The 19,249-nt window shown below is 72.0% G+C and carries 17 protein-coding genes and 1 tRNA gene; 9 read left to right on the top strand and 9 right to left on the bottom strand.

The features are described from left to right. Positions 1-21: 21 nt before the first annotated feature. From DEJ50_RS35230 to DEJ50_RS14940, 3 genes are all read right to left on the bottom strand, one after another. Positions 22-1,560: a hypothetical protein gene (locus DEJ50_RS35230; RefSeq protein ID WP_150208512.1), complete on the bottom strand. Its 1,539-nt coding sequence runs from the start codon at positions 1,558-1,560 to the stop codon at positions 22-24. A gap of 81 nt (positions 1,561-1,641) precedes the next feature. Then, positions 1,642-2,730, bottom strand: a complete 1,089-nt coding sequence (locus tag DEJ50_RS14945; RefSeq protein WP_150208511.1) for an ABC transporter ATP-binding protein — start codon at positions 2,728-2,730, stop codon at positions 1,642-1,644. 333 nt (positions 2,731-3,063) lie between these two features. Continuing rightward, on the bottom strand, positions 3,064-4,443 hold the full coding sequence (locus tag DEJ50_RS14940; RefSeq protein ID WP_150208510.1) for an RNA-guided endonuclease InsQ/TnpB family protein: 1,380 nt from the start codon (positions 4,441-4,443) through the stop codon (positions 3,064-3,066). Between the two features lie 163 nt (positions 4,444-4,606). On the opposite strand from DEJ50_RS14940, the gene DEJ50_RS14935 reads away from it, so the two are divergent. Together DEJ50_RS14935 and DEJ50_RS14930 are read left to right on the top strand one after the other, a co-directional pair. After that, positions 4,607-4,682 (top strand) — tRNA-Thr (locus DEJ50_RS14935). Positions 4,683-4,904: 222 nt separating this feature from the next. Further along, a complete protein-coding gene (locus tag DEJ50_RS14930) occupies positions 4,905-6,362 on the top strand; it encodes a multicopper oxidase family protein (RefSeq protein WP_150208509.1) in 1,458 nt (485 codons plus the stop codon). Here DEJ50_RS14930 and DEJ50_RS14925 read toward each other — a convergent pair. After that, complete coding sequence (locus tag DEJ50_RS14925; protein ID WP_150208508.1) at positions 6,359-7,378, bottom strand: ScbA/BarX family gamma-butyrolactone biosynthesis protein; 1,020 nt, start codon at positions 7,376-7,378, stop codon at positions 6,359-6,361. The two genes, DEJ50_RS14930 and DEJ50_RS14925, sit on opposite strands and share 4 nt — an antisense overlap. Positions 7,379-7,503: 125 nt before the next feature. Between DEJ50_RS14925 and DEJ50_RS14920 the strand changes: the two genes are divergently transcribed. Both DEJ50_RS14920 and DEJ50_RS14915 read left to right on the top strand, forming a co-directional pair. Then, positions 7,504-8,133, top strand: a complete 630-nt coding sequence (locus tag DEJ50_RS14920; RefSeq protein ID WP_190344499.1) for a ScbR family autoregulator-binding transcription factor — start codon at positions 7,504-7,506, stop codon at positions 8,131-8,133. Further along, positions 8,130-8,978 (top strand): NAD(P)H-binding protein, encoded by an 849-nt coding sequence (locus tag DEJ50_RS14915; protein WP_150208507.1) that lies wholly within the window; start codon positions 8,130-8,132, stop codon positions 8,976-8,978. Before DEJ50_RS14920 ends, DEJ50_RS14915 begins: the two co-directional genes overlap by 4 nt. A 19-nt stretch (positions 8,979-8,997) precedes the next feature. Here DEJ50_RS14915 and DEJ50_RS14910 read toward each other — a convergent pair whose 3' ends face one another. Further along, entirely contained in the window at positions 8,998-10,395 is a 1,398-nt protein-coding gene (locus DEJ50_RS14910; protein WP_150208506.1) for an NAD(P)/FAD-dependent oxidoreductase, read from the bottom strand. Between the two features lie 168 nt (positions 10,396-10,563). Here DEJ50_RS14910 and DEJ50_RS14905 point away from each other — a divergent pair, with 168 nt between their 5' ends. The 3 genes from DEJ50_RS14905 (at position 10,564) to DEJ50_RS14895 (ending at position 12,963) form a co-directional block, all read left to right on the top strand. Beyond that, positions 10,564-11,286: a DsbA family protein gene (locus tag DEJ50_RS14905; protein ID WP_223837764.1), complete on the top strand. Its 723-nt coding sequence runs from the start codon at positions 10,564-10,566 to the stop codon at positions 11,284-11,286. A gap of 67 nt (positions 11,287-11,353) precedes the next feature. Further along, positions 11,354-12,307: an aminoglycoside phosphotransferase family protein gene (locus tag DEJ50_RS14900; protein WP_150208505.1), complete on the top strand. Its 954-nt coding sequence runs from the start codon at positions 11,354-11,356 to the stop codon at positions 12,305-12,307. Beyond that, positions 12,304-12,963: a pentapeptide repeat-containing protein gene (locus DEJ50_RS14895; protein ID WP_411757607.1), complete on the top strand. Its 660-nt coding sequence runs from the start codon at positions 12,304-12,306 to the stop codon at positions 12,961-12,963. The genes DEJ50_RS14900 and DEJ50_RS14895 overlap by 4 nt, the downstream gene beginning before the upstream one ends. A 25-nt stretch (positions 12,964-12,988) precedes the next feature. On the opposite strand, the gene DEJ50_RS14890 is transcribed toward DEJ50_RS14895, so the two are convergent. From DEJ50_RS14890 to DEJ50_RS14880, 3 genes are read right to left on the bottom strand one after another with little or no spacing between them, the layout of a single operon-like run. Continuing rightward, entirely contained in the window at positions 12,989-13,492 is a 504-nt protein-coding gene (locus tag DEJ50_RS14890; protein WP_150212144.1) for a hypothetical protein, read from the bottom strand. Positions 13,493-13,542: 50 nt separating this feature from the next. Then, on the bottom strand, positions 13,543-14,169 hold the full coding sequence (locus DEJ50_RS14885) for a response regulator (RefSeq protein ID WP_150208504.1): 627 nt from the start codon (positions 14,167-14,169) through the stop codon (positions 13,543-13,545). Next, on the bottom strand, positions 14,166-15,341 hold the full coding sequence (locus DEJ50_RS14880) for a sensor histidine kinase (protein WP_223837763.1): 1,176 nt from the start codon (positions 15,339-15,341) through the stop codon (positions 14,166-14,168). The genes DEJ50_RS14885 and DEJ50_RS14880 overlap by 4 nt, the downstream gene beginning before the upstream one ends. A 1,204-nt stretch (positions 15,342-16,545) precedes the next feature. Here DEJ50_RS14880 and DEJ50_RS14875 point away from each other — a divergent pair. Together DEJ50_RS14875 and DEJ50_RS14870 are read left to right on the top strand one after the other, a co-directional pair. Next, positions 16,546-17,076: a GlcG/HbpS family heme-binding protein gene (locus tag DEJ50_RS14875; RefSeq protein ID WP_150208502.1), complete on the top strand. Its 531-nt coding sequence runs from the start codon at positions 16,546-16,548 to the stop codon at positions 17,074-17,076. Between the two features lie 34 nt (positions 17,077-17,110). Next, positions 17,111-18,544, top strand: a complete 1,434-nt coding sequence (locus tag DEJ50_RS14870) for a M1 family metallopeptidase (protein ID WP_150208501.1) — start codon at positions 17,111-17,113, stop codon at positions 18,542-18,544. A 124-nt stretch (positions 18,545-18,668) separates the two neighbouring features. On the opposite strand, the gene DEJ50_RS14865 is transcribed toward DEJ50_RS14870, so the two are convergent. Next, the gene (locus DEJ50_RS14865; RefSeq protein WP_150208500.1) at positions 18,669-19,244 is read right to left on the bottom strand and encodes a TerD family protein; all 576 of its coding nucleotides are present in this window, start codon (positions 19,242-19,244) and stop codon (positions 18,669-18,671) included. Between the last annotated feature and the right edge of the window lie 5 nt (positions 19,245-19,249).

Raw genomic sequence — 19,249 nt, 5'->3', positions numbered from 1 at the left:
TGAAGATATGGCGACATTTAGTCACCCACTTGAGGGACGGTTCGACGTGGTCTTTCGAATGTCGTGTTGACGCACGGTGCTCGAAAAGGACGGCATCGGCGCGAGATGCGCCCGAAACGCCGACAGACCCGGCAGCGGCTGCAACGGCAGCCGCCGCCAGTCACCCGCATACGCCGGCACCGGATGCCCCTCCGCCACCAGCACCACCACCGGCCGCTCCCGCGCCGCCGCCCGCAACGCCCCGCCCGTCAGGCTGTGATCATGCCCACCCACCTGCCGCGAGGAACATCCCAGCCGATACGCCACCCGGACCGCCTCGTGCCCACTGACCACACACGGCGGACGGACCCCCTCCGCCCGCAACTGCTCCGCCACCCGCGCAAACGCCGCACGCGTGGCCCGGCTCCGCTCCACCGCCGCATCCAGCACGGAGTACTGCACGGCCACATGCCCCAGCGCCACACACGCCACCGCACCCAGCAGAACCGGCCCCCGGGCCGCCAGCGCCGACACCCCGGCCGCCGCCGGCAGCGCCAGCAGGACATACGCGGGCAACAGGAACCGCGGCGCCGCATACCCGATCAGGAACAGATACGGGACGGCGAGCACGCCACCCGTGACCGCCGCCAGCAGCAGTGCCTCCCGGGCAGCCGGAGCCGCCCGGCGCACCGCCACCACCAGACCGGCCGCCACCGCGAGCGGCACCAGGAACCACCACAGCCCGGTCGCCGGCCACCGCCACTCCGGCCCGCACGGCCGGCACAGCGTACGGCCGTCCAGCGCGTGCAACTGATCGAGCAGCGCCCCCGGATACCAGCCCAGATGCCCCTGGATCTCACTGGCCCGGCGCAACCGCGGCACCACACCCCCGTACCGCAGCTCGGCCTCCACCAGCCACTCGGCCGCCCCGAGCAGCGCGCCCGCCGCCAGCACCACCAGCAGCGCCGGCCGCCGCCAGCGGCGTACCACCAGGGCCGAGGCCCCCAGCGCGAACACCAGCCACACGGCATCCGGAGGCCGCATCAGGGCCACTCCGCACACCGCAGCCGCCAGACCGGCGAGCGCCCCCCGCGACCCGGCGGCCGAGGTTGACGCTGCGGCCCGCAGAAAACACCCGACCGCGATCAGCACCCCGTACGCCACCCACAGGTTCGGCATCGCCTGCGGCCCGTACAGCACCGTCACCCACAGCCCGGCGAACAGCGCACCCGCCACCGTCAGCACCCGGGCCGGCAGCAACGGCCGCCACACGGCCAGGGACAGGAACAGCGCGGCCCCGGACAGCACCGCCAGATAGCTGCGCAGAACGGCCGGATCGGAGCTCAGCAGGACGGCCGGCGCCACCAGATAGGTGATCCCCCGGGCCCGCGGCGCGCTGAAGAACGCGGCCGGCACATCCGGGCTGACCTGGCTGACGTACACGGTCTCGTCCCAGCCGAGACCGGTGCCGGGGACGACGAGGACCAGCTGGACCAGCGTGTACGCGAGGGCGACGGCGGCGGGGCCGCGCAGATCGTGCAGACCGCGCAGCCCGGGCACACCGCGCAGAGCGAAGGCCATGCCCCCCACGCTGCGGCCGGCGCGCGGGGGCGGCCACCGGGACGGTCCGTCCGGCGGACGGACCGTCCCGGAAGGGTCCCGTCAGTCGGAGAGGCGCTCGCCGCTGGAGGTGGAGAACACGTGGATCTCCCCGCCGCGCGGCACCACGTGCAGGGTCGAACCCTTCTCCGGAACCTGCCGGCCGTGCACCCGGACCACCAGGTCCTGGGACGTGTCCCCGACGTGCGCGGTGCCGTACACGTAGCCGTCGGCGCCGAGCTCCTCGACGACGTTCACGGTGATGCTCAGACCGCCCTCGTCGCCGATGTCGAAGTGCTCGGGGCGGACGCCCACGGTGACGGTGCGGTCTCCGGCGTCGGCCGCCGCCGACAGGGCCTCACGGGACACCGGCACCACGCTGTCGCCGAACTTCACCCCGCCGTCGGTGATCGGAACCTCCACGAGGTTCATGGCGGGCGAGCCGATGAACCCGGCGACGAACAGGTTCGCCGGCCGGTCGTACATGTTGCGCGGGGTGTCGACCTGCTGCAGCAGGCCGTCCTTCAGCACGGCCACCCGGTCGCCCATGGTCATGGCCTCGACCTGGTCGTGGGTGACGTACACGGTGGTGATGGCGAGGTCCCGCTGGAGGGCCGCGATCTGGGTACGGGTGGACACCCGGAGCTTGGCGTCGAGGTTCGACAGCGGCTCGTCCATGAGGAACACCTGGGGCTTGCGGACGATCGCCCGCCCCATCGCCACCCGCTGACGCTGACCACCGGAGAGCGCCTTCGGCTTCCGGTCCAGGTACTGGGTGAGGTCCAGCATCTTCGCCGCGTCCTCCACCTTGCGGCGGATGGTGGCCTTGTCCACACCGGCGATCTTGAGCGCGAAGCCCATGTTGTCGGCGACGGTCATGTGCGGGTACAGCGCGTAGTTCTGGAACACCATCGCGATGTCCCGGTCCTTGGGCGGCAGGTGCGTGACATCGCGGTCACCGATGCGGATGGACCCGCCGTTGACGTCCTCGAGCCCGGCGAGCATCCGGAGCGAGGTGGACTTGCCACAGCCGGACGGGCCGACAAGGACGAGGAACTCGCCGTCCTCGATCTGCAGGTCGAGCTGGTCGACGGCGGGCTTGTCGCCGCCGGGGTAGAGGCGGGTCGCCTTGTCGAACGTGACAGAAGCCATGGTGATGCATCCCTTCTACCGGCAGGAACGTGCCGGACGATCCGAGTGGAAGGAGAGTGTTGGTCTAGTCCAAAAAACGGACTTCCGCCCGACGCTACCCGTAGCCGGCGGTTCTGTCAGCACCCGAGGGTGAGTGAGTTCTGCCGCGATGGTTCCCGCGGCAGAGCGGTTGCCTTTTGACCACACCAAGCCAGAGCACCGACTTTTTGACCTGGCTTCCTGCTTCAGCGCCCACTGCCGACCGGTCGCGACCCTGAAGGACGCATCCGGACGGTCTGACATGAGCTCCACAGGCATTGCGGCCGACGGCCCGTCGGTCCGTACTGCTCACGACTAAGCAACCAGCGAATGATCCACCAGCTCCGACGCCTTGATCACACTCGGCGGCGCCTGGCCCGGAGGCGTCCTCATCGCCGCCAGCCAGTACAGGCGCATGCCCTCGTTCCTCAGGTTCACCGCCGCATTCTCATCGCGATCGTGTACGACACCACACTCGGCGCAGGTCCACTCCCGAACGGACACGTCGAGGCGAGGGCCCTTCACATGACAGGCAGAGCACCGTCTGGTCGAGGGGAAGAACTTGTTCACGATCACCAGCGTCCGGCCGTACCACGCGCACTTGTAGTGCAGTTGCTTCAGCAACTCACCCCACCCGGCATCCCGGATCGCCTGGTTCAGCCGCGCCTTACGGCGCCAGCCCTTGCCCACGGCCGGCCGCATCAGACCGGCGATCGACAGATCCTCCACCACGAGCACTTGGTTCTCGCGCACGAGGCGGGTCGTGAACTGATCCAGCAGATCCCGCCGGACATCACCGATCGACGCGTACAGCCGGGCGATCTTCTCCCGCACCTTCTCCCGGTTCTTCGAACCCCTCCGCTTCCGATGCAGCTCCCGCTGCAGCCCGGCCAACTTCTTCTCGTACTTCTTCAACAACCGGGGATGAGCCAGCTTCTCCCCGTCGTCCAGCGTCACCAACGACGCCAGACCGAGATCCAGGCCCACCGCCTTCGGCGCCCGCGTGCCCGCGACGAACACCTCCGGAAGCGCAGCCACCCGCTCCTCCACCAGCACCGACAGGAAGAAACGCCCCGCCCGGTCCCGCACCACCGTGAGCTTCACCGGCAGCTCACCCGGCGGGAGCGCCCGCGACCACCGCACATCCAGCGGAGCCGACTGCTTCGCCAACGACACACTCGCCGTCCCAGGCCGCTCCGGATCCTCGACCCACCGGAACGCCGTCCGCACGTACGTCGCCGAATCCCGCGAACGGCGCTTCGTCTTCGGCTTCGGATACGTGGCCGACCCCCTGAAGAACCGGGAGAACGCCGCGTCCAGATGCCGCAGCGACTGCTGCAACACCGGCGCCGACACCTCCCGCAACCACGCCGTCTTCTTCACCCGCTTCCAGCCGGTCAGCGACCGACAGGTCTCGGCGAAGCCCAACGACACCCGGTGCTGCTCCCAGGCCTTCACCCGGAGGGCGAGGCCCTCGTTGTAGACCCACCGGCAGGCCCCGAACGTCTGGAGGAGCTGAGCTTCCTGGTCGGGGGTCGGATAGAAGCGGAAGCGGTAGACCCGCTGCTGAGCCCCTGCTGTCCTGGTCAAACTCTTGAGCGGGGTCGCCGTGCGGGCGTGGTGTTTGACGCGGTCGCCCACTCCGAGTGCCTCGCGCTTGATCCGCTTGGCTTCCTCACCGGTGACGCGCTCCATCGCTCCTCCCCTCCGATCCGATCTTCGGAACGGCACATCAGTCCGTTCAACGAACAGGCGGATGAACGGTTACGGTCGTCGGCGGAACGTGATGGCCTCGGGAATCGGCCGCTGTGTAGAGTGATGGCGGCTCCGCGCGTGAGGGTTCACGGGCGGGTTTCAGGCCGCCTTAGCTCAGCTGGTAGAGCTCCCCACTTGTAATGGGAAGGTCGTCGGTTCGATTCCGACAGGCGGCTCCATCCCAGGTCAGCGCAGTGCAGGCCGAGGGAATTCGTACGGAAGTGGAAGGCCCCGGGTGATCACCCGGGGCCTTTTCGTGTGGGGCGGTGGGGGTGGGGTTCTGGCGGAAGGGGACAGTCCTTGGCGGAGATCTGACAGTTCTTGTCAGTTACCGGACACCGGTCTGTCGGTGGGGCGCCTAGCGTGAATCGTCTCCACCCCCTTCCACGAAGGAGACCGGCATGTCCACCTCGCGGCGTGAGCTGCTCAAGCTCGCAGTGGCCACCGGAGGCGCGCTCACCGCCAGCGGCCTGCTCGTCCACCGGACCTCGGTGGCCGATGACCGCGGTGCCGCGGTGCCTGCGGCGGCGACCGTCGGGCGCGCGCCCGTGGCCACGCCGTTCCAGGTGGCGATGCCGGTTCCGCGGGTGCTGCGCCCCCAGTGGATGAGCGGCACCACGGACTACTACAGCCTGCCGGTCAAGGAGGCGTCGGTGGAGATCCTGCCCGGCCTCTCCACCCCCGTGCTGACCTACGGCGGTACCTTCCCCGGGCCGACCATCAAGGCGCGGTCCCGTCGCCGTACGGTCGTCAGCCAGCGCAACCACACGCCGAACGGGACGTCCATGCACCTGCACGGTGCGGTGACGGACCCGGAGAACGACGGCGGGCCGATGGATCTGATCGCGACGGGTGCCGACCGCAAGTACACCTATCTCAACCCGCAGGTGGCGGCGACGCTCTGGTACCACGACCACGCCCACCACAAGGAGGCCGAGCACGTCTACCGGGGGATGGCCGGGGTCTACCAGCTGACCGATGCCAACGAGGAGTCGCTGCCGCTGCCGCGGGGTGCGTACGACGTGCCGATCGTGATCCGGGACATCGCGCTCAACGAGGACGGCACGCTCTTCTTTGACCACGCGTTCTTCACCCGGCAGCAGATCCTGGTGAACGGCAAGCCCCAGCCGTACTTCAAGGTGGACGCCCGCAAGTACCGGCTGCGGGTGATCAACGGGTCGAACCTGCGGCCGTTCGATCTGAAGCTGTCGGACGGCGGGGAGTTTGTGCAGATAGCCTCCGACCGGGGTCTGCTGCCCGCTCCGTACACGACGTCGCGGCTGCCGTTGTCACCGGGCGAGCGGGCGGACATCATCGTCGACTTCTCCCGCTATGCGGCGGGCACCAGTGTGGTGCTGGAGAACACGCTGCTCGCGTCTCCGACGACGAAGGAGATCATGCGGTTCGACGTGGGCCGCAAGGTGCCCGACTTCAGTTCGGTGCCGGCCCGGCTGGCGCAGCTGCCGGCGACCGAGGAGCCGGTGAACACGCGGACCTTCGAGATGAAGATGGACGCGGCCGGTACGGGCTATATGAACGGGAAGGTGTGGGACGAGAACCGGGTCGACACCACGGTGCGGTGGGGTGACACGGAGATCTGGGAGATCAAGAACCTGGATCCGCAGGTTCCGCACAACTTCCACATCCACCTGGTGGACTTCCGGGTGCTGGACATCAACGGTGTGCCGCCGGTGCCGGGTGAGGCGGGTCTGAAGGACACGGTGCGGGTGATGCCCGGTCAGACGGTGCGGATCCTGGTGTCGTTCAGGACGCCGTATGCCGGGCGGTACTACTACCACTGCCACCTGATCGACCACTCGGCGATGGGGATGATGGCGAACCTCGACATCGTCCGCTAGGGAGTGGGAGCCGCTGCCTCGTCGGCGGCTGTTCCGGTGCCGGCCGTCCCGGTACCGGTCGTATCGGTGCCGGCCGTATCGGTGGCGACTGCCCCGGTGGCGGCCGGCACCGTGGCGGCCGGCACCGTGGCGATCAGGGTGGTGAAGACCTGCCGGTTGTTCTGGTGTGCCGTGACCCGGGTGCGGGGGCGGTGGTCCAGGCCCGGCGGGGCGGGGGCGGTGGTGAGGGTGCAGGGTGCGTCGAATTCGACGTAGTGGTGGAAGTCCGTTTCGAAGCCGGTGAGCGTCACGGCGGTGCCTGCCGTGGCGAGGACGGCCTGGCCGGCGGCTTCGAGGAGGACCATGCCCGGCACGTGGTCGTGCGGGTGGTCGAAGAGGACCGGGTGGCTGGTGTCCACGCGGAGCCCGAAGCGGTTCGGGGCGCCGGTGGGGGTGAGGGTGACATCGCGGGGGTCGCTGCGGCCGACCCGGTGTGCGGGGACGGGTTCGGCGGGGGCGGGGGCCTGGGCGAAGGCCTGGGCGGCGTCGGCGTACCGGCCGCGGAGGCGGTCGTAGATCACGGCGGGGTGCGCGCTGTAGTGGATTTCGGCGGAGCCGGCGTACGTGTTGCCGATGGAGGCGATGACGTGGGCGGTCAGGCGGGCCGAGCCCAGGCGGCGGCGGGTGACGGCGGAGTGGGTGACGCGGAGGTCGGCCCGGACCGGGGCGCCGGTGGTGCGCAGGGCGGCGGGGTTGGCGTGGAAGCGGATGTGTTCCCAGCCCATGCGGTGGCCGACGGGTATGTCGTACGAGGTGTGGCAGACGAGCGCGAGGGCCTGGCGGATGCTCTCGGTGAGCAGCAGTGGGCTGTGGGCGCCGGGGGCCGGGGTGTAGAAGGCGTGGTGGGCGGGCCATTGGACCGTGACGGTCTGGGTGGTGGCGGTGTGGTGCTGCCAGCCGATGACGAGGACCTCGTCCTGGTGCTTCTTACCGACATACTGCTTGGGGTCGGTCAGGGTTGCAGTGGTGCTGGTCATGGCGTTCGGCTTCCCCCCGGCGGCTGGTCTCGGGTTCCGAATCGGGCACGGTCGGGATCGAGATGTGTGAGAGAACATAGGCAATATTTTTTTTCCTGTCGAACGACGAAAGAGTGTGGACCGGGATGGTGCAGCGGACCGTCAAGCAGGACCGCGCGTTGCGGACGAGGGCGGCGCTGATCCAGGCGGGTGCGGAGGTCTTCGGCGAGCAGGGTTTTGCCGGCGCGAGCGTGACGAGGATTGCCGAGCGGGCCGGGATGACGTTGGGGGCGATGTATTTCCACTTCCCTTCCAAGGAGGCGTTGGCGCGGGAGATCGTGCGGTCTCAACCGGACTTGGTGAGTCCGCCGTTGCCTTCGGAGGGGTTGCAGCATGCGGTGGATGTGACGCTGACGTGGGCGTATCAGCTGTTGACGGATGCGTTGCTGTTTGCGGGGGCGCGGCTGGTGATGGAGCAGGACCATTTCATTGCGCGGGAGGAGAACTCGCACCGGCAGTGGACGGCTCTGCTGACGGATGATTTCCGGCTGGCGGTGAAGCGGCGTGAGCTGCGCAGGTCGGTGGATGTGGAGGCGTTGGCGCGGCTGATCGTCAATGCGTGTACGGGTGCGCAGATGCATTCGCATATGGAGACGGGCCGGGAGGATCTGCCGCAGCGGGTGGAGGAGACGTGGCGGCTGGTGCTGCCGGCGGTGGCGGTGCCGCGGGCGATCGAGGCGTTGCAGTTCGGGGAGGAGCGGGGGCGTCGGCTGTGAAGCCGGTGGTGGTGACCGGGGCGACGGGTGCGGTGGGCCGGTATGTGGCGCACGGGCTGGGGTCGGCCGGGCGGTTGTTGGTACGGGATGCGGGGCGGGCGGCGGCGTTGGGGCTGCCGGGCCGGGTGCTGGTGGGGGATTACCGGGAGCCGGAGGGGCTGCGGCGGGCGTTCGAGGGTGCGGGGGCGGTGTTCGCGGTGACGAACAATCCGCTGCGGCCGGCGGATGACGAGAACATTGTGGCTGCGGCCCGGGCGGCGGGGGTGGGGCATGTGGTGAAGGTGTCCTGGCTGGGGGTGGCCGATCCCGGTGCGGATGATCTGGTGGCCCGGTGGAACCGGGAGGCCGAGGAGCGGTTGCGGGCTTCGGGTCTGTTGTGGACGGTGCTGCGTCTGCGGTCGCCGATGTCGAACGCGCTGGGCTGGGCGGCCGGGGTGCGTGCCGAGGGCGTGGTGCGGGCGCTGGGCGGGGATGCGGCGACGGCTGCGGTGGATCCGCGGGATGTGGCGGAGGTGGCGGTGGCCGCGGTGCGGGATCCGGCGGCGCATGCGGGCAGGGTGTACGGGCTGACGGGTCCGGTCGCGTTGTCGGCCCGGCAGCAGACGGCGGAGCTGGCGGCGGTGCTGGGGCGTCCGCTGCGGTTCGAGGAGTTGTCGGAGGAGCAGGCGCTGGCGGGCTGGCGGCGGAAGTTGCCGGAGCCGGTGGCGCAGGCGTTGCTGGCAGCGGCCCGGCGGCGGGCGGACGGGGCGGCGGCGTCGGTGCTGCCGACGGTGGCGGAGGTGACGGGCCGGGCTCCGGGCACGTTCCGCGGGTGGGCGGAGCGGTGCCGGGGGAGCTTCGTGTAGCTGTCGGGCCTTGGAGGGGTCAGTGGCGGCCGGAGATGCGGTCGGCGAGGCGGGCGAGCGGGGTGGTGTCGGGGGTGTGGGTGGCTGCTTCGCGTCGGTCGGCTTCGCGGTAGGCGGCGTAGAGGGTGTGGACGCCGAGCCAGCGGAAGGGTTCGGGTTCCCAGCGGCGGACGCGGTGGTTGACCCAGGGGAGGGTGGTGAGTTCGGTGGGGCCGGCTTGTCCGGAGTCCTGCTGGACGAGGTCGCGGAGGGTGCGGGCGGCGAGGTTGGCGGTGGCGACGCCGGAGCCGACGTAGCCGCCGGCCCAGCCGAGGCCGGTGGTGCGGTCGAGGGTGACGGTGGCGCACCAGTCGCGGGGTACGCCGAGGACGCCTGACCAGGCGTGGCTGATGTCGACGCCGGTGAGCTGGGGGAAGAACTCGGTGAGGAGTGCGGTGAGGGCGGCGATGGTGGCGGGCTGGGTGCGGCCGTCGTTGTCGGTGCGGGAGCCGAAGCGGTAGGGGATGCCGCGTCCGCCGAGGGCGATGCGGTCGTCGGCGGTGCGCTGGGCGTACATGTAGGCGTGGGCCATGTCGCCGAGGGTGGCGCGGTCGGTCCAGCCGAGCCGGTCCCAGGTCTCCTGCGGGAGCGGGGCGGTGACGATCATCGAGGAGTTCATGGGGAGCCAGGCGCGCTTCTGGCCTTTGAGTGCGGCGGTGAATCCTTCGGTGCAGCGCAGGATGTAGGGGGCGCGGACGGTGCCGTAGGGGGTGGTGGCGCGCTTCGGGGCGATCTCGGTGACCGGGGTGGATTCGTGGATGGTGACGCCGAGGCGTTCGCAGGCTTCGGCGAGGCCGGTGACGAGTTTTGCGGGGTGGATGCGGGCGCCGTGGGGGCTCCAGGAGGAGCCGACGGCGTCGGCGATGTTGATACGGGCGCGGGTGTCGGTGGCGTCGAGGAGGATGCGGCCGGTTTCACCGAAGGCGGTCTCGGCCTCGTGGAAGGCCTTGAGGCGGGTGAGCTGGGCGGGGGTGCGGGCGACTTCGAGGACGCCGCCGTGGTGGATGTCGGCGTCGATGCCTTCTTTGGCGGCGGTGTCGATGACCTCGGTGACGGTGTCGTTCATGGCCTGCTGGAGGCGCTGGGCGGCGTCCTGGCCGTGGAGCCGGGCGTAGCGGTCGCGGCCGGCGATTCCGTTGTAGAGCCAGCCGCCGTTGCGTCCGGAGGCTCCGTATCCGCAGAACTTCTGTTCGAGGACGGTGATGCGGAGGAAGGGCGCGGCCTGCTTGAGGTAGTAGGCGGTCCAGAGGCCGGTGTAGCCGCCGCCGACGATGACGACGTCGGCGGTCGCGTCGGCGGTGAGGGGTGCCCGGGGTGCCGGGATGCCGTCCGCCGCGTACCAGAAGGAGATGCCGCCGTTGATCGTCTTGCTCGTCATGGGGGAGTTGGTACACCGCGTTCCGTACGTGTGTCCAGGGTGTGGGCGTAGCGCGGGTGGGGTGCGGGTGGGTCGGCCGGATGGCCGAGGCGGGAGGGTGGGGTGATTGATTAGTCTGACCCGGGCAGGTTTGTCTGCTTTTTATATTGTCCGGGAGGATTCGGGTTGATGGTGGGTGTACGGAGGGCAGGGCGCCTGGTGGCGGCGGTCGCGGCGGCGGCCCTGCTGGGCGGGGCGGTGGCCGGGTGTGCCGGGGGCGGCGGTGCCGGTGAGGGCGCCGAGGCCGGTCCGGGGACCGTGAAGACCAGCCCGATCGCCGCGGAACTGGCGAAGCTTCCGGCGCGGGTGGACGGGTCGAAGATCGTGGTCGGGCAGCCGGACGCGCCGCACACCGCGCAGGTGCTGGTGGACCCGCGGTGCGGCTACTGCGCGCACTTCGAGGCGGCCGGCGGCGAGGTGCTGGCGAAGCTGGCGGGCGCCGGCAAGGTGAAGGTCGAGTACGTACTGGCCTCCTTCCTGGACCAGGGCGGGGCGAGCGGTTCGGTGAAGGCGGTCAATGCGCTGCGCGCCTCGGTGGAGCAGGGCAGGTTCGCGGAGTACCTGGCGGCCGTGTTCGCCAGTCAGCCGAAGGGGAAGTTCACCGACGAGCATCTGCTGGCCATTGCCGACCGGGTGCCGGGGCTGCGCGGCGCGGCCTTCGACAAGGCGGTTGCGGACCTGGCGTACCGGGAGTGGGTGGGGCAGGCCGAGAAGGGCTTCGAGGAGACCGGGGCGCAGGGTACCCCGTTGGTGCTGGTGGACGGGAAACCGGCCGGGGCGCGGGACGGTGCGATGTTCGACGCCGGGGCTTTCACCGAGACGCTCAAGGGCGCCGGCGTCGGCGTCGCCTAGTGCGCCGTCGCGCGGGTGCGTCCGCGCGTACGTCCGCGGGGGTGTGTCACGGCACTAGCCTCGGATCATGGTCGAGATTCCGGATGCGTTTGTCGAGGCCCAGCTGCTGTTCAACGGTGCGGAGGGGCGGGCCTTCATCGAGGCGCTGCCCGGGCGGGCGGCGGAGTTCCTGGACCGGTGGGAGCTGCGCCCGTCCGGGCCGGCGATGCACGGGGTGGCTGCGCTGGTGCTGCCCGTGGACCGGTCCGACGGCACCCCGGCCGCGCTGAAACTGCAGCCGGTGGACGAGGAGACGGCCGGGGAGCCGGCCGCGCTGCGTGCCTGGGGCGGGCGGGGCTGTGTGCGGCTGCTGGAGCACGACGAGGCGACCGGGACGCTGCTGCTGGAGCGGCTGGACGAGCACCGGCACCTGTCGGCGGTCGCCGCGGCGGACCCGCGGCGGGCGGTGCAGGTGATCGCGGAGCTGCTGGCCCGGCTGACGGCGGTGCCGGCGCCGCCGGGAATGCGCGGGCTGGGGGACATGGCCGCGGAGCTGCTGGCCGCCGCACCGGAGGCGGTGGAGAAGCTGCCCGGCGGACGGGAGCGGGGGCTGCTGCTCGACTGTGCGGCGGCCCTGCGGGAGGTGGCGGGCGAGCCGGGGGACCGGCTGCTGCACTGGGACCTGCACTTCGACAATGTGCTGGCCGGCGGGCGGGAGCCGTGGCTGGCGATCGATCCGAAGCCGCTGGCCGGTGATCCCGGGTTCGATCTGATGCCGGCCATCCGGAACCGGTTCGAGTACGGCGAGGTGCGGTGGCGCTTCGACCTGATGACCGAGGTGCTGGGGCTGGACCGGGAGCGGGCCCGGGGGTGGACGCTCGGGAGGGTGCTGCAGAACTGCCTCTGGGACATCGAGGACGCCGAGGACGACGGCGACGGCGACGGCGGCGGCGGGGACGGGGACGGCGGCGCCGGTGAGGTGGAGTACGAGCTGGACGAGGAGCAGCTTGCGGTGGCCGAGCTGCTGTTGGGGAGGTGTTGAGCGTGGCACGCGTGAAGCCGGCCCGGCGGCCCGAGGTGCGGCTGCCCGGCCTGTCGGCGCACGGCGGCGGGCTGGAGCCGGACGGCGACTACGACGGCCTGGAGTTCGACGGGCTGGACCTGGGCGGGCAGCGCGGCGACGGGGCCCGGTTCCTGGACTGCCGGCTGACCGGCTGCGGTCTGGACGAGACACGCCTGGTCAGGGCGCGGATCCTGGATTGCGTACTGGAGGGGCTGCGCGGGGTCGGGACGGATCTGGCGGAGGCGTCGCTGCGGGATGTGGAGCTGTCCGAGGCCCGGCTGGGCGGGGTCCAGCTGCACGGGGCGGTGCTGGAGCGGGTCCTCGTACGGGGCGGGAAGATCGACTACCTGAACCTGCGGGCGGCGCGGCTCAAGGACGTGGTGTTCGAGGGCGTGGTGCTGGTGGAGCCGGACTTCGGGGAGGCGGTGCTGGAGCGGGTCGAGTTCGTCGACTGCACCATCCGCCGGGCGGACTTCAGCCGGGCCCGGCTGACGGACGTGGACCTGCGGGCGGCGGCCGAACTGGACATCGCCCGCGGCCTGGACCGGCTGGCCGGAGCGGTGATCAGCCCGGCGCAGCTGCTGGACCTGGCCCCGGCCTTCGCGGCGCACCTGGGCATCCGGGTGGAGGCGTAGGCCCAGGGCCAGGGCCAGGGCCAGGCTAGGCCGGGACGCGGGGGAAGCGGGACTGGAGGGTCCAGATGGCGGGGTTGTCGGCCAGGCCCTCGTGCATGTCGGCCAGGTCCGCGATCAGGTCGTGCAGGAAGTCCCGGGCCTCGCGGCGGAGCAGGCGGTGGCTGAAGGTCAGCGGGGCCTCCTCCGCCGGCATCCAGTCCGCCTCGATGTCCACCCAGCCGAAGCGCCGCTCGAAGAGCATGCGGTCCGTGGACTCGGTGAAGTCGAGCTCGGCGTACTGCCGGTTTGCGGAGCGGCTGCCGCGCGGGTCCTGGTCGAGCTGTTCGACGATGTCGCACAGCGCCCAGGCGAAGTCGAGGACGGGCACCCATCCCCAGGCTGTGGATACTTCCCGGTCCTCCTTGGTGTCGGCGAGGTAGACGTCCCCGCAGAACAGGTCGTGGCGCAGCGCGTGGACGTCCGCGGACCGGTAGTCGGTCTGCGGGGGGTCCGGGAAGCGCCGGGAGAGGGAGTAGCCGATGTCGAGCACGTATCCGATGGTGTCACGCCGGGGCCGGGGCCGGAGCCCGGGCGCTTGGCTCACGGCAGGAGGCGCTGCTCCTTCGCCACCGCCACCGCACCCGCGCGGGTGTCCACACCGAGCTTGTCGTAGATCCGGCCCAGGTGGGTCTTGACGGTGGCCTCGCTGATGAACAGGGCGCGGGCGATCTCCCGGTTGCCCAGCCCGTGTGCGAGCTGCCCCAGGATGTCCAGCTCACGTTCCGTCAGGGTCGGCCGGGAGCCGCGCATATGGGCCATCACCCGGCTGGCCACCGGCGGGGACAGGGTGGTGCGGCCCTGTGCGGCCGAGTGGATGGCGGCGAACAGCTCCTCCGGCCGTTCGGCCTTCAGCAGGTAGCCGGTGGCGCCGGCCCCGATGGCCCGGGTGATGTCGGCGTCCGTGTCGTACGTGGTGAGGACCAGGACGTGCGGGGGGCGGCCCGGCAGCGCGGTGATCCGGCGGGTGGCCTCCACCCCGTCGATGCCGTCCCCGAGCTGGAGGTCCATGAGGACCACGTCGGGGTGGAGTCTGGCGGCCAGGGCCACCGCCTCCTCGCCGCTGCCGGCCTCGCCCAGCACCTCGATGTCGGGCTCGCTGCCCAGCAGCGCCAGCAGACCGGCCCGGACCACCACATGGTCGTCGCACAGCAGGATCGTGGTCGTCATGGGGAGGGCTCCAGGGGCAGTGCGGCGGAGAGGACCGTGCCCTCGCCGGGGGCGGATTCGATGGTCAGGGTGCCACCCAGCCGGCGTACGCGGGCGCGGATGGCGGGCAGGCCGTGGCCGCGGTCCTCGGCGCGGGGGTGCCGGGCTTCGGCTTCGGCGAAGCCGTGGCCGTCGTCGGCGATGTCCAGCACCACCTGGTCGCCGAGGAAGCTCAGGGTCAGCGCGGCGGCCCGGGCGCCGGAGTGCTCCCGTACGTTGGCCAGCGCGCCCTGGGCGATGCGGAGCAGGGCCGACTGGGTGCGGTCCGGGAGCGGTACCGGGGTGCCTTCGAGATGGAACCGGACGGTGATGCCGGGGCCGGCGTCCAGTGCGCGGAGCGCTTCCGGCAGCTGGGCGCCGTTGTCGAGCTCGCGGGGGGCGAGGTCGTGGACGAGCCGCCGGGCCTCGGCCAGGCCGCGGGCGGCGATCTCGGTGGCGGTCCGGACATGGGCACGGGCGGTCGCCGGATCGGCGTCCCAGGTACGGTCGGCGGCCTGCAGCAGCATCTGCTGGCTGGACAGGTGCTGGGCCAGGGTGTCGTGGATCTCCATCGACAGCCGCTGCCGTTCGGCGAGGGTGCCTTCGCGGCGCTCGGTGGCGGCGAGCTCGCGGCGGGTGCGGATCAGATCGTCGATCAGGGCGCGCTGGGCGGTGGCCTGCCGTTCCATGTGGACGAAGACGGCGGTGGCGAGGGCGGCGACGGCCGGCGGGGCGAGCAGGAGGTTCGGGTCGAACTGGCGGGCCAGCTGGAGCTGGGCGGATACGACGAACACGGTGAGCAGGGCGACGAGGGCGATCGCTGCGCGGGGCGGGAGGGTGCGCAGGGCGGTGTAGAAGAGGGGGACGGCGCACCAGGCGAAGCTGGGGGCGAGGAGGACGAGGACCACCCAGGTGGCCACGACCAGGCCGAGCCAGAACAGGCGGCGGGCGGTGGGGCGGGCGCCGAGGGCGGGGCCGAGGACGTAGAGCAGGGCCAGGGCGATGCTGAGGGCGATCACCCAGGGGGTGCGGGGCTCGCCGGGGTGGCGGAGCAGGAAGCGGGCGACGGAGGCGCCGAGCAGGAGGAAGAAGGCGGTGTGCATGACCGCGGCGAGGCCGCGGGTGCCGCCTGAGTCGTGCTGGCCTGTGGTCATGCCGGTCCTTTCGTCTACCCCCATCGTCCCGTGCCCGCCGCCGGCAACCCGGCCCCGCCCTTGCCCGGCCCCCTGGGCCCAGGCCCGGCCCCTGCCGGGTACCGGGCCGAGCCCAGGCCCTGGCCCCAGGCCCGGCCGGATGCCGGGCTGCGCCCGGACCGGTGAGTCCGCGGGGCTTCGCCCGTGACCCCGCCGGGTGCCGGGCTGCACCCGGAACCCGGGCTTCGCCCGCGGCCCTGCCGGGCTGCACCCGGAACCCGGGCTTCGCCCCCGGCCCTGCCGGGCTGCACCCGGAACCCGGGCTTCGCCCGCGGCCCTGCCGGGCTGGGCCCGGGTTCCGCGAGGCCCCGCGGAATGCGCCCCGGACCCCGCCCGGTGCCGGGCTGGGCCCGGGCCCTGCGGGGCTCGGCCCCAGGTCCGGCCGGATGCCGGGCTGCGCCCGGACCGGTCCGCGGGGCTTCGCCCCGGACCCCGCCCGCGACCCTCCGGGTGCCGGGCTGCACCCGGAACCCGTGAGGACCGCGGGGCTTCGCCCCGGGCCCCCGCCGGGCCGGGGCCCGGAGAGCTGCGTCCCGGGCCTGGGCCCTGCGCCCCAGGCCCCGCTGGGTGCCGGGCTGCACCCGGAAGCCGGGCTTCGCTCCCGGTCCTGCCGGGCTGGGCCCGGGACCGGTGACGACCCGCGGGGCTTCGCCCCGGACCCGTCGGGCCGGGGTCCGCGGAGCTGCGGCCCGGCCCCGCCGGATGCCGGGCCGCGCCCGGGGCCCTGGGCTTCGCCCCAGGCCCCGTCGGCCCCACCGGGCCTCGGGCCCCGTCTGGTGCCGGCCCGGGCCCGGGCAGGTCCCGGCAGAGCCGGGCGGGTCCGGCCGAGTCTGGGCAGGCCCGGGTTGGCCCGGGCCCAGCCAGGCCCCGCCGGGCGTTGGGCCCCGGACCCCGCCGGATGCCGGGCCGGCCCCGGCAGGTCCGGGCGGTCCGGTTAGGCCCGGGTAGGCCCGGGCGGTCCGGGCCTGGCCCGGGCAGGGCCGGGACGGGTCCGGGACCAGGTAACTTGCCGCGGTAGCGGGGGCGCATCGGCCGATTGGATGACATCGCCGTCAGCCGGTTCGCCGCGGAGGGCGAGCCCTTCCGGGGACGGGTCGGGGCCGGGCGCGGCACCAGGATTTGAGGTGCAGCAGACGGAGTCCTCACCCAGCCAGGGAGCAGCAGCATGAACACCCGTACCCGCGTCCTCACCGGTACCGCCCTTGTCGTCGCCCTCGGCGCCGGAACCTTCGGTGCCGTCACCGCCAACGCCGCGCCGTCCGCCGCCGCCAAGAAGGACGGCGAGCGGAACTTCACCACCACCACCCACCTCACCATCGACGCCGCGACCCGCGCCGCCCAGGCCGCGCTGAACGCCGCCGAGAAGGAGAACCAGCGGGTGACGGTCGCCGTCGTCGACCGCAACGGCAACACCATCGTCACCCTGCGCGGCGACGGCGCCGGCCCGCAGTCCTACGAGTCGGCCCAGCGCAAGGCGTACACCGCCGTCTCCTGGAACGCCCCGACCTCCGTGCTCGCCGGCCGCCTCGCCCAGGCCCCGAACCTGAAGGACATCCCCGGCACCCTCTTCCTCGGCGGCGGTACCCCGGTCCAGGCCAAGGGCGCCCCGGTCGCCGGCATCGGTGTGGCCGGCGCCCCCAGCGGTGACCTGGACGAGAAGTACGCCAAGGCCGGCGTCGAGGCCCTCGGCAACTGACGCCCCCAGGCCCGCAGGGCCTACGATCGGGCGTGTGGATCACCGCCCGCACCGCCCGCTCTTCCGGTTCGCCGCCCCCTCCGTCGCCGCCCTGCTCGCCCTCACCACGGCGTGTACGGGCGGCACGGTGCAGGGGCGGCCCGGTGCGTCCGGGCTGCGCGACCCGTTCTTCCCCAAGGCCGGCAACGGCGGGTACGACGTCCGGCACTACGACCTGGACCTCGCCTACCGGCCCGACAGCGGCGAGCTGCACGGCACCGCCGTGATCACCGCCCGGGCGCTCCAGGGGCTGAGCTCCTTCAACCTCGACCTCACCGGGCTCGACGTCGAGAGCGTGGACGTGCAGGGCGAGGGCGCCCGGTTCAACCGGACCGGGCAGGAGCTGACGATCCGCCCGGCCGAGGACCTGGAGAAGGGCCAGGAGTTCCGTACGGTGGTGCGGTACTCCGGGAAGCCCAAGGTCGTCACGGACCCCGACGGGTCCGAGGAGGGCTGGATCCGGACGGAGGGCGGCGGGGCCGTCGGGGTCGGCGAGCCGACCGGCTCGATGGCCTGGTTCCCCGGCAACCACCACCCCGCCGACAAGGCCGCCTACGACATCTCGCTCCGGGTCCCGAAGGGGTACGAGGCGGTTTCCAACGGGCAGTTGGTCTCGCGGGCCGAGCAGCACGGCGACCAGAGCGGCGACAGCGTGTTTCGGTGGCGGTCCGTCGAGCCGATGGCGAGTTATCTGGCCACCGCGGCCGTCGGGAAGTACCGGATCTCCACCGCCACCACCTCCGCCGGAATCCCGGTCTACAACGCGGTGGTACCGGAGCTGGAGGCGAAGAGCGCGGAGGCGCTCGGCCGGATCCCGGAGATCGTGGACTGGGGCAGCGGACGGTTCGGGCCGTACCCGTTCTCGGCGGCGGGCGCGATCGTCGAGGACGAGGGCGCGCTCGGGTACGCCCTGGAGACCCAGACCCGCCCGGTCTACCCGGGGGCGCCGACCGTGGACCTGGTCGTCCACGAGCTGGCCCACCAGTGGTTCGGCAACTCGGTGTCGCCGAAGTCCTGGAGGGACATGTGGCTCAACGAGGGCTTCGCGACCTACGCCGAGTGGCTGTGGTCCGAGGACCACGGCGGTCCCACCGCCGAGGAACGGTTCACCGCCTTCGAGGAGGGGGACACGGAGGTCGATCCGGCCGCCGACTCCGAGTGGTGGGCGTTCCCGCCGGCCTCCCCGCCCGGCCCCGAGCACATTTCGGGGGCTCCCGTGTACTACCGGGGTGCGATGGTGCTGCACCGGATCCGGCAGGAGGTGGGGGACAAGGCGTTCTTCGACCTGGTCCGCGGCTGGGCCGCCGATCACCGGCACGGGAACGTGAGCACCGCCGATTTCACCGCGTACGCCGAGCAGAAGACCGGCCGCGACCTCGACGAGGTGTGGAAGACGTGGCTGCACGGCAAGGAGCGGCCGTCCACCTGAGCGGTGGCCGCCAGCCCTGGCCGGAGTCCGGCGAAGGCCCCTCCCCGGACGGCTGGGAGGGGCCTTCGGTCCGTGGTGCAGTGGTCCGCACGCCCGGGGCGCGCGGACCACTGCCGCGGGGGACTCAGACGTTGACGCCGAAGTCCTGCGCGATGCCGGTCAGGCCGGAGGCGTACCCCTGGCCGACCGCGCGGAACTTCCACTCCGCGCCGCTGCGGTAGAGCTCGCCGAAGACCATGGCCGTCTCGGTCGCCGCGTCCTCGGAGAGGTCGTAGCGGGCGATCTCGCCGCCGCCGGCCTGGTTGAGCACGCGGATGTACGCGTTGCGGACCTGGCCGAAGTTCTGGCTGCGGGAGTCGGCGTCGTAGATGGACACCGGGAAGACGATCTTGTCGACGTCGGCGGGCAGGCCCGCCAGGTTGACGTTGATCGCCTCGTCGTCCCCGGCGCCCTCGCCGGTCCGGTTGTCACCGGTGTGGACGATGGTCTGGTCCGGGGTGGACTTGTTGTTGAAGAAGACGAAGTGGCTGTCGGAGACGACCTTGCCCGTCGCGTTCACCGCGATGGCCGACGCATCCAGGTCGAAGTCGACCCCGGTCGTCGTCCGGACGTCCCAGCCGAGACCGACCGTGACCGCGCTGAGGCCGGGCGCCTCCTTCGTGAGCGAGACGTTGCCGCCCTTGGACAGGCTTACCGCCATCGGAT

It is taken from the genome of Streptomyces venezuelae, assembly GCF_008642295.1.
GTDB lineage: Bacteria > Actinomycetota > Actinomycetes > Streptomycetales > Streptomycetaceae > Streptomyces > Streptomyces venezuelae_C.
This window is presented reverse-complemented; position numbering and strand designations above follow the sequence as displayed.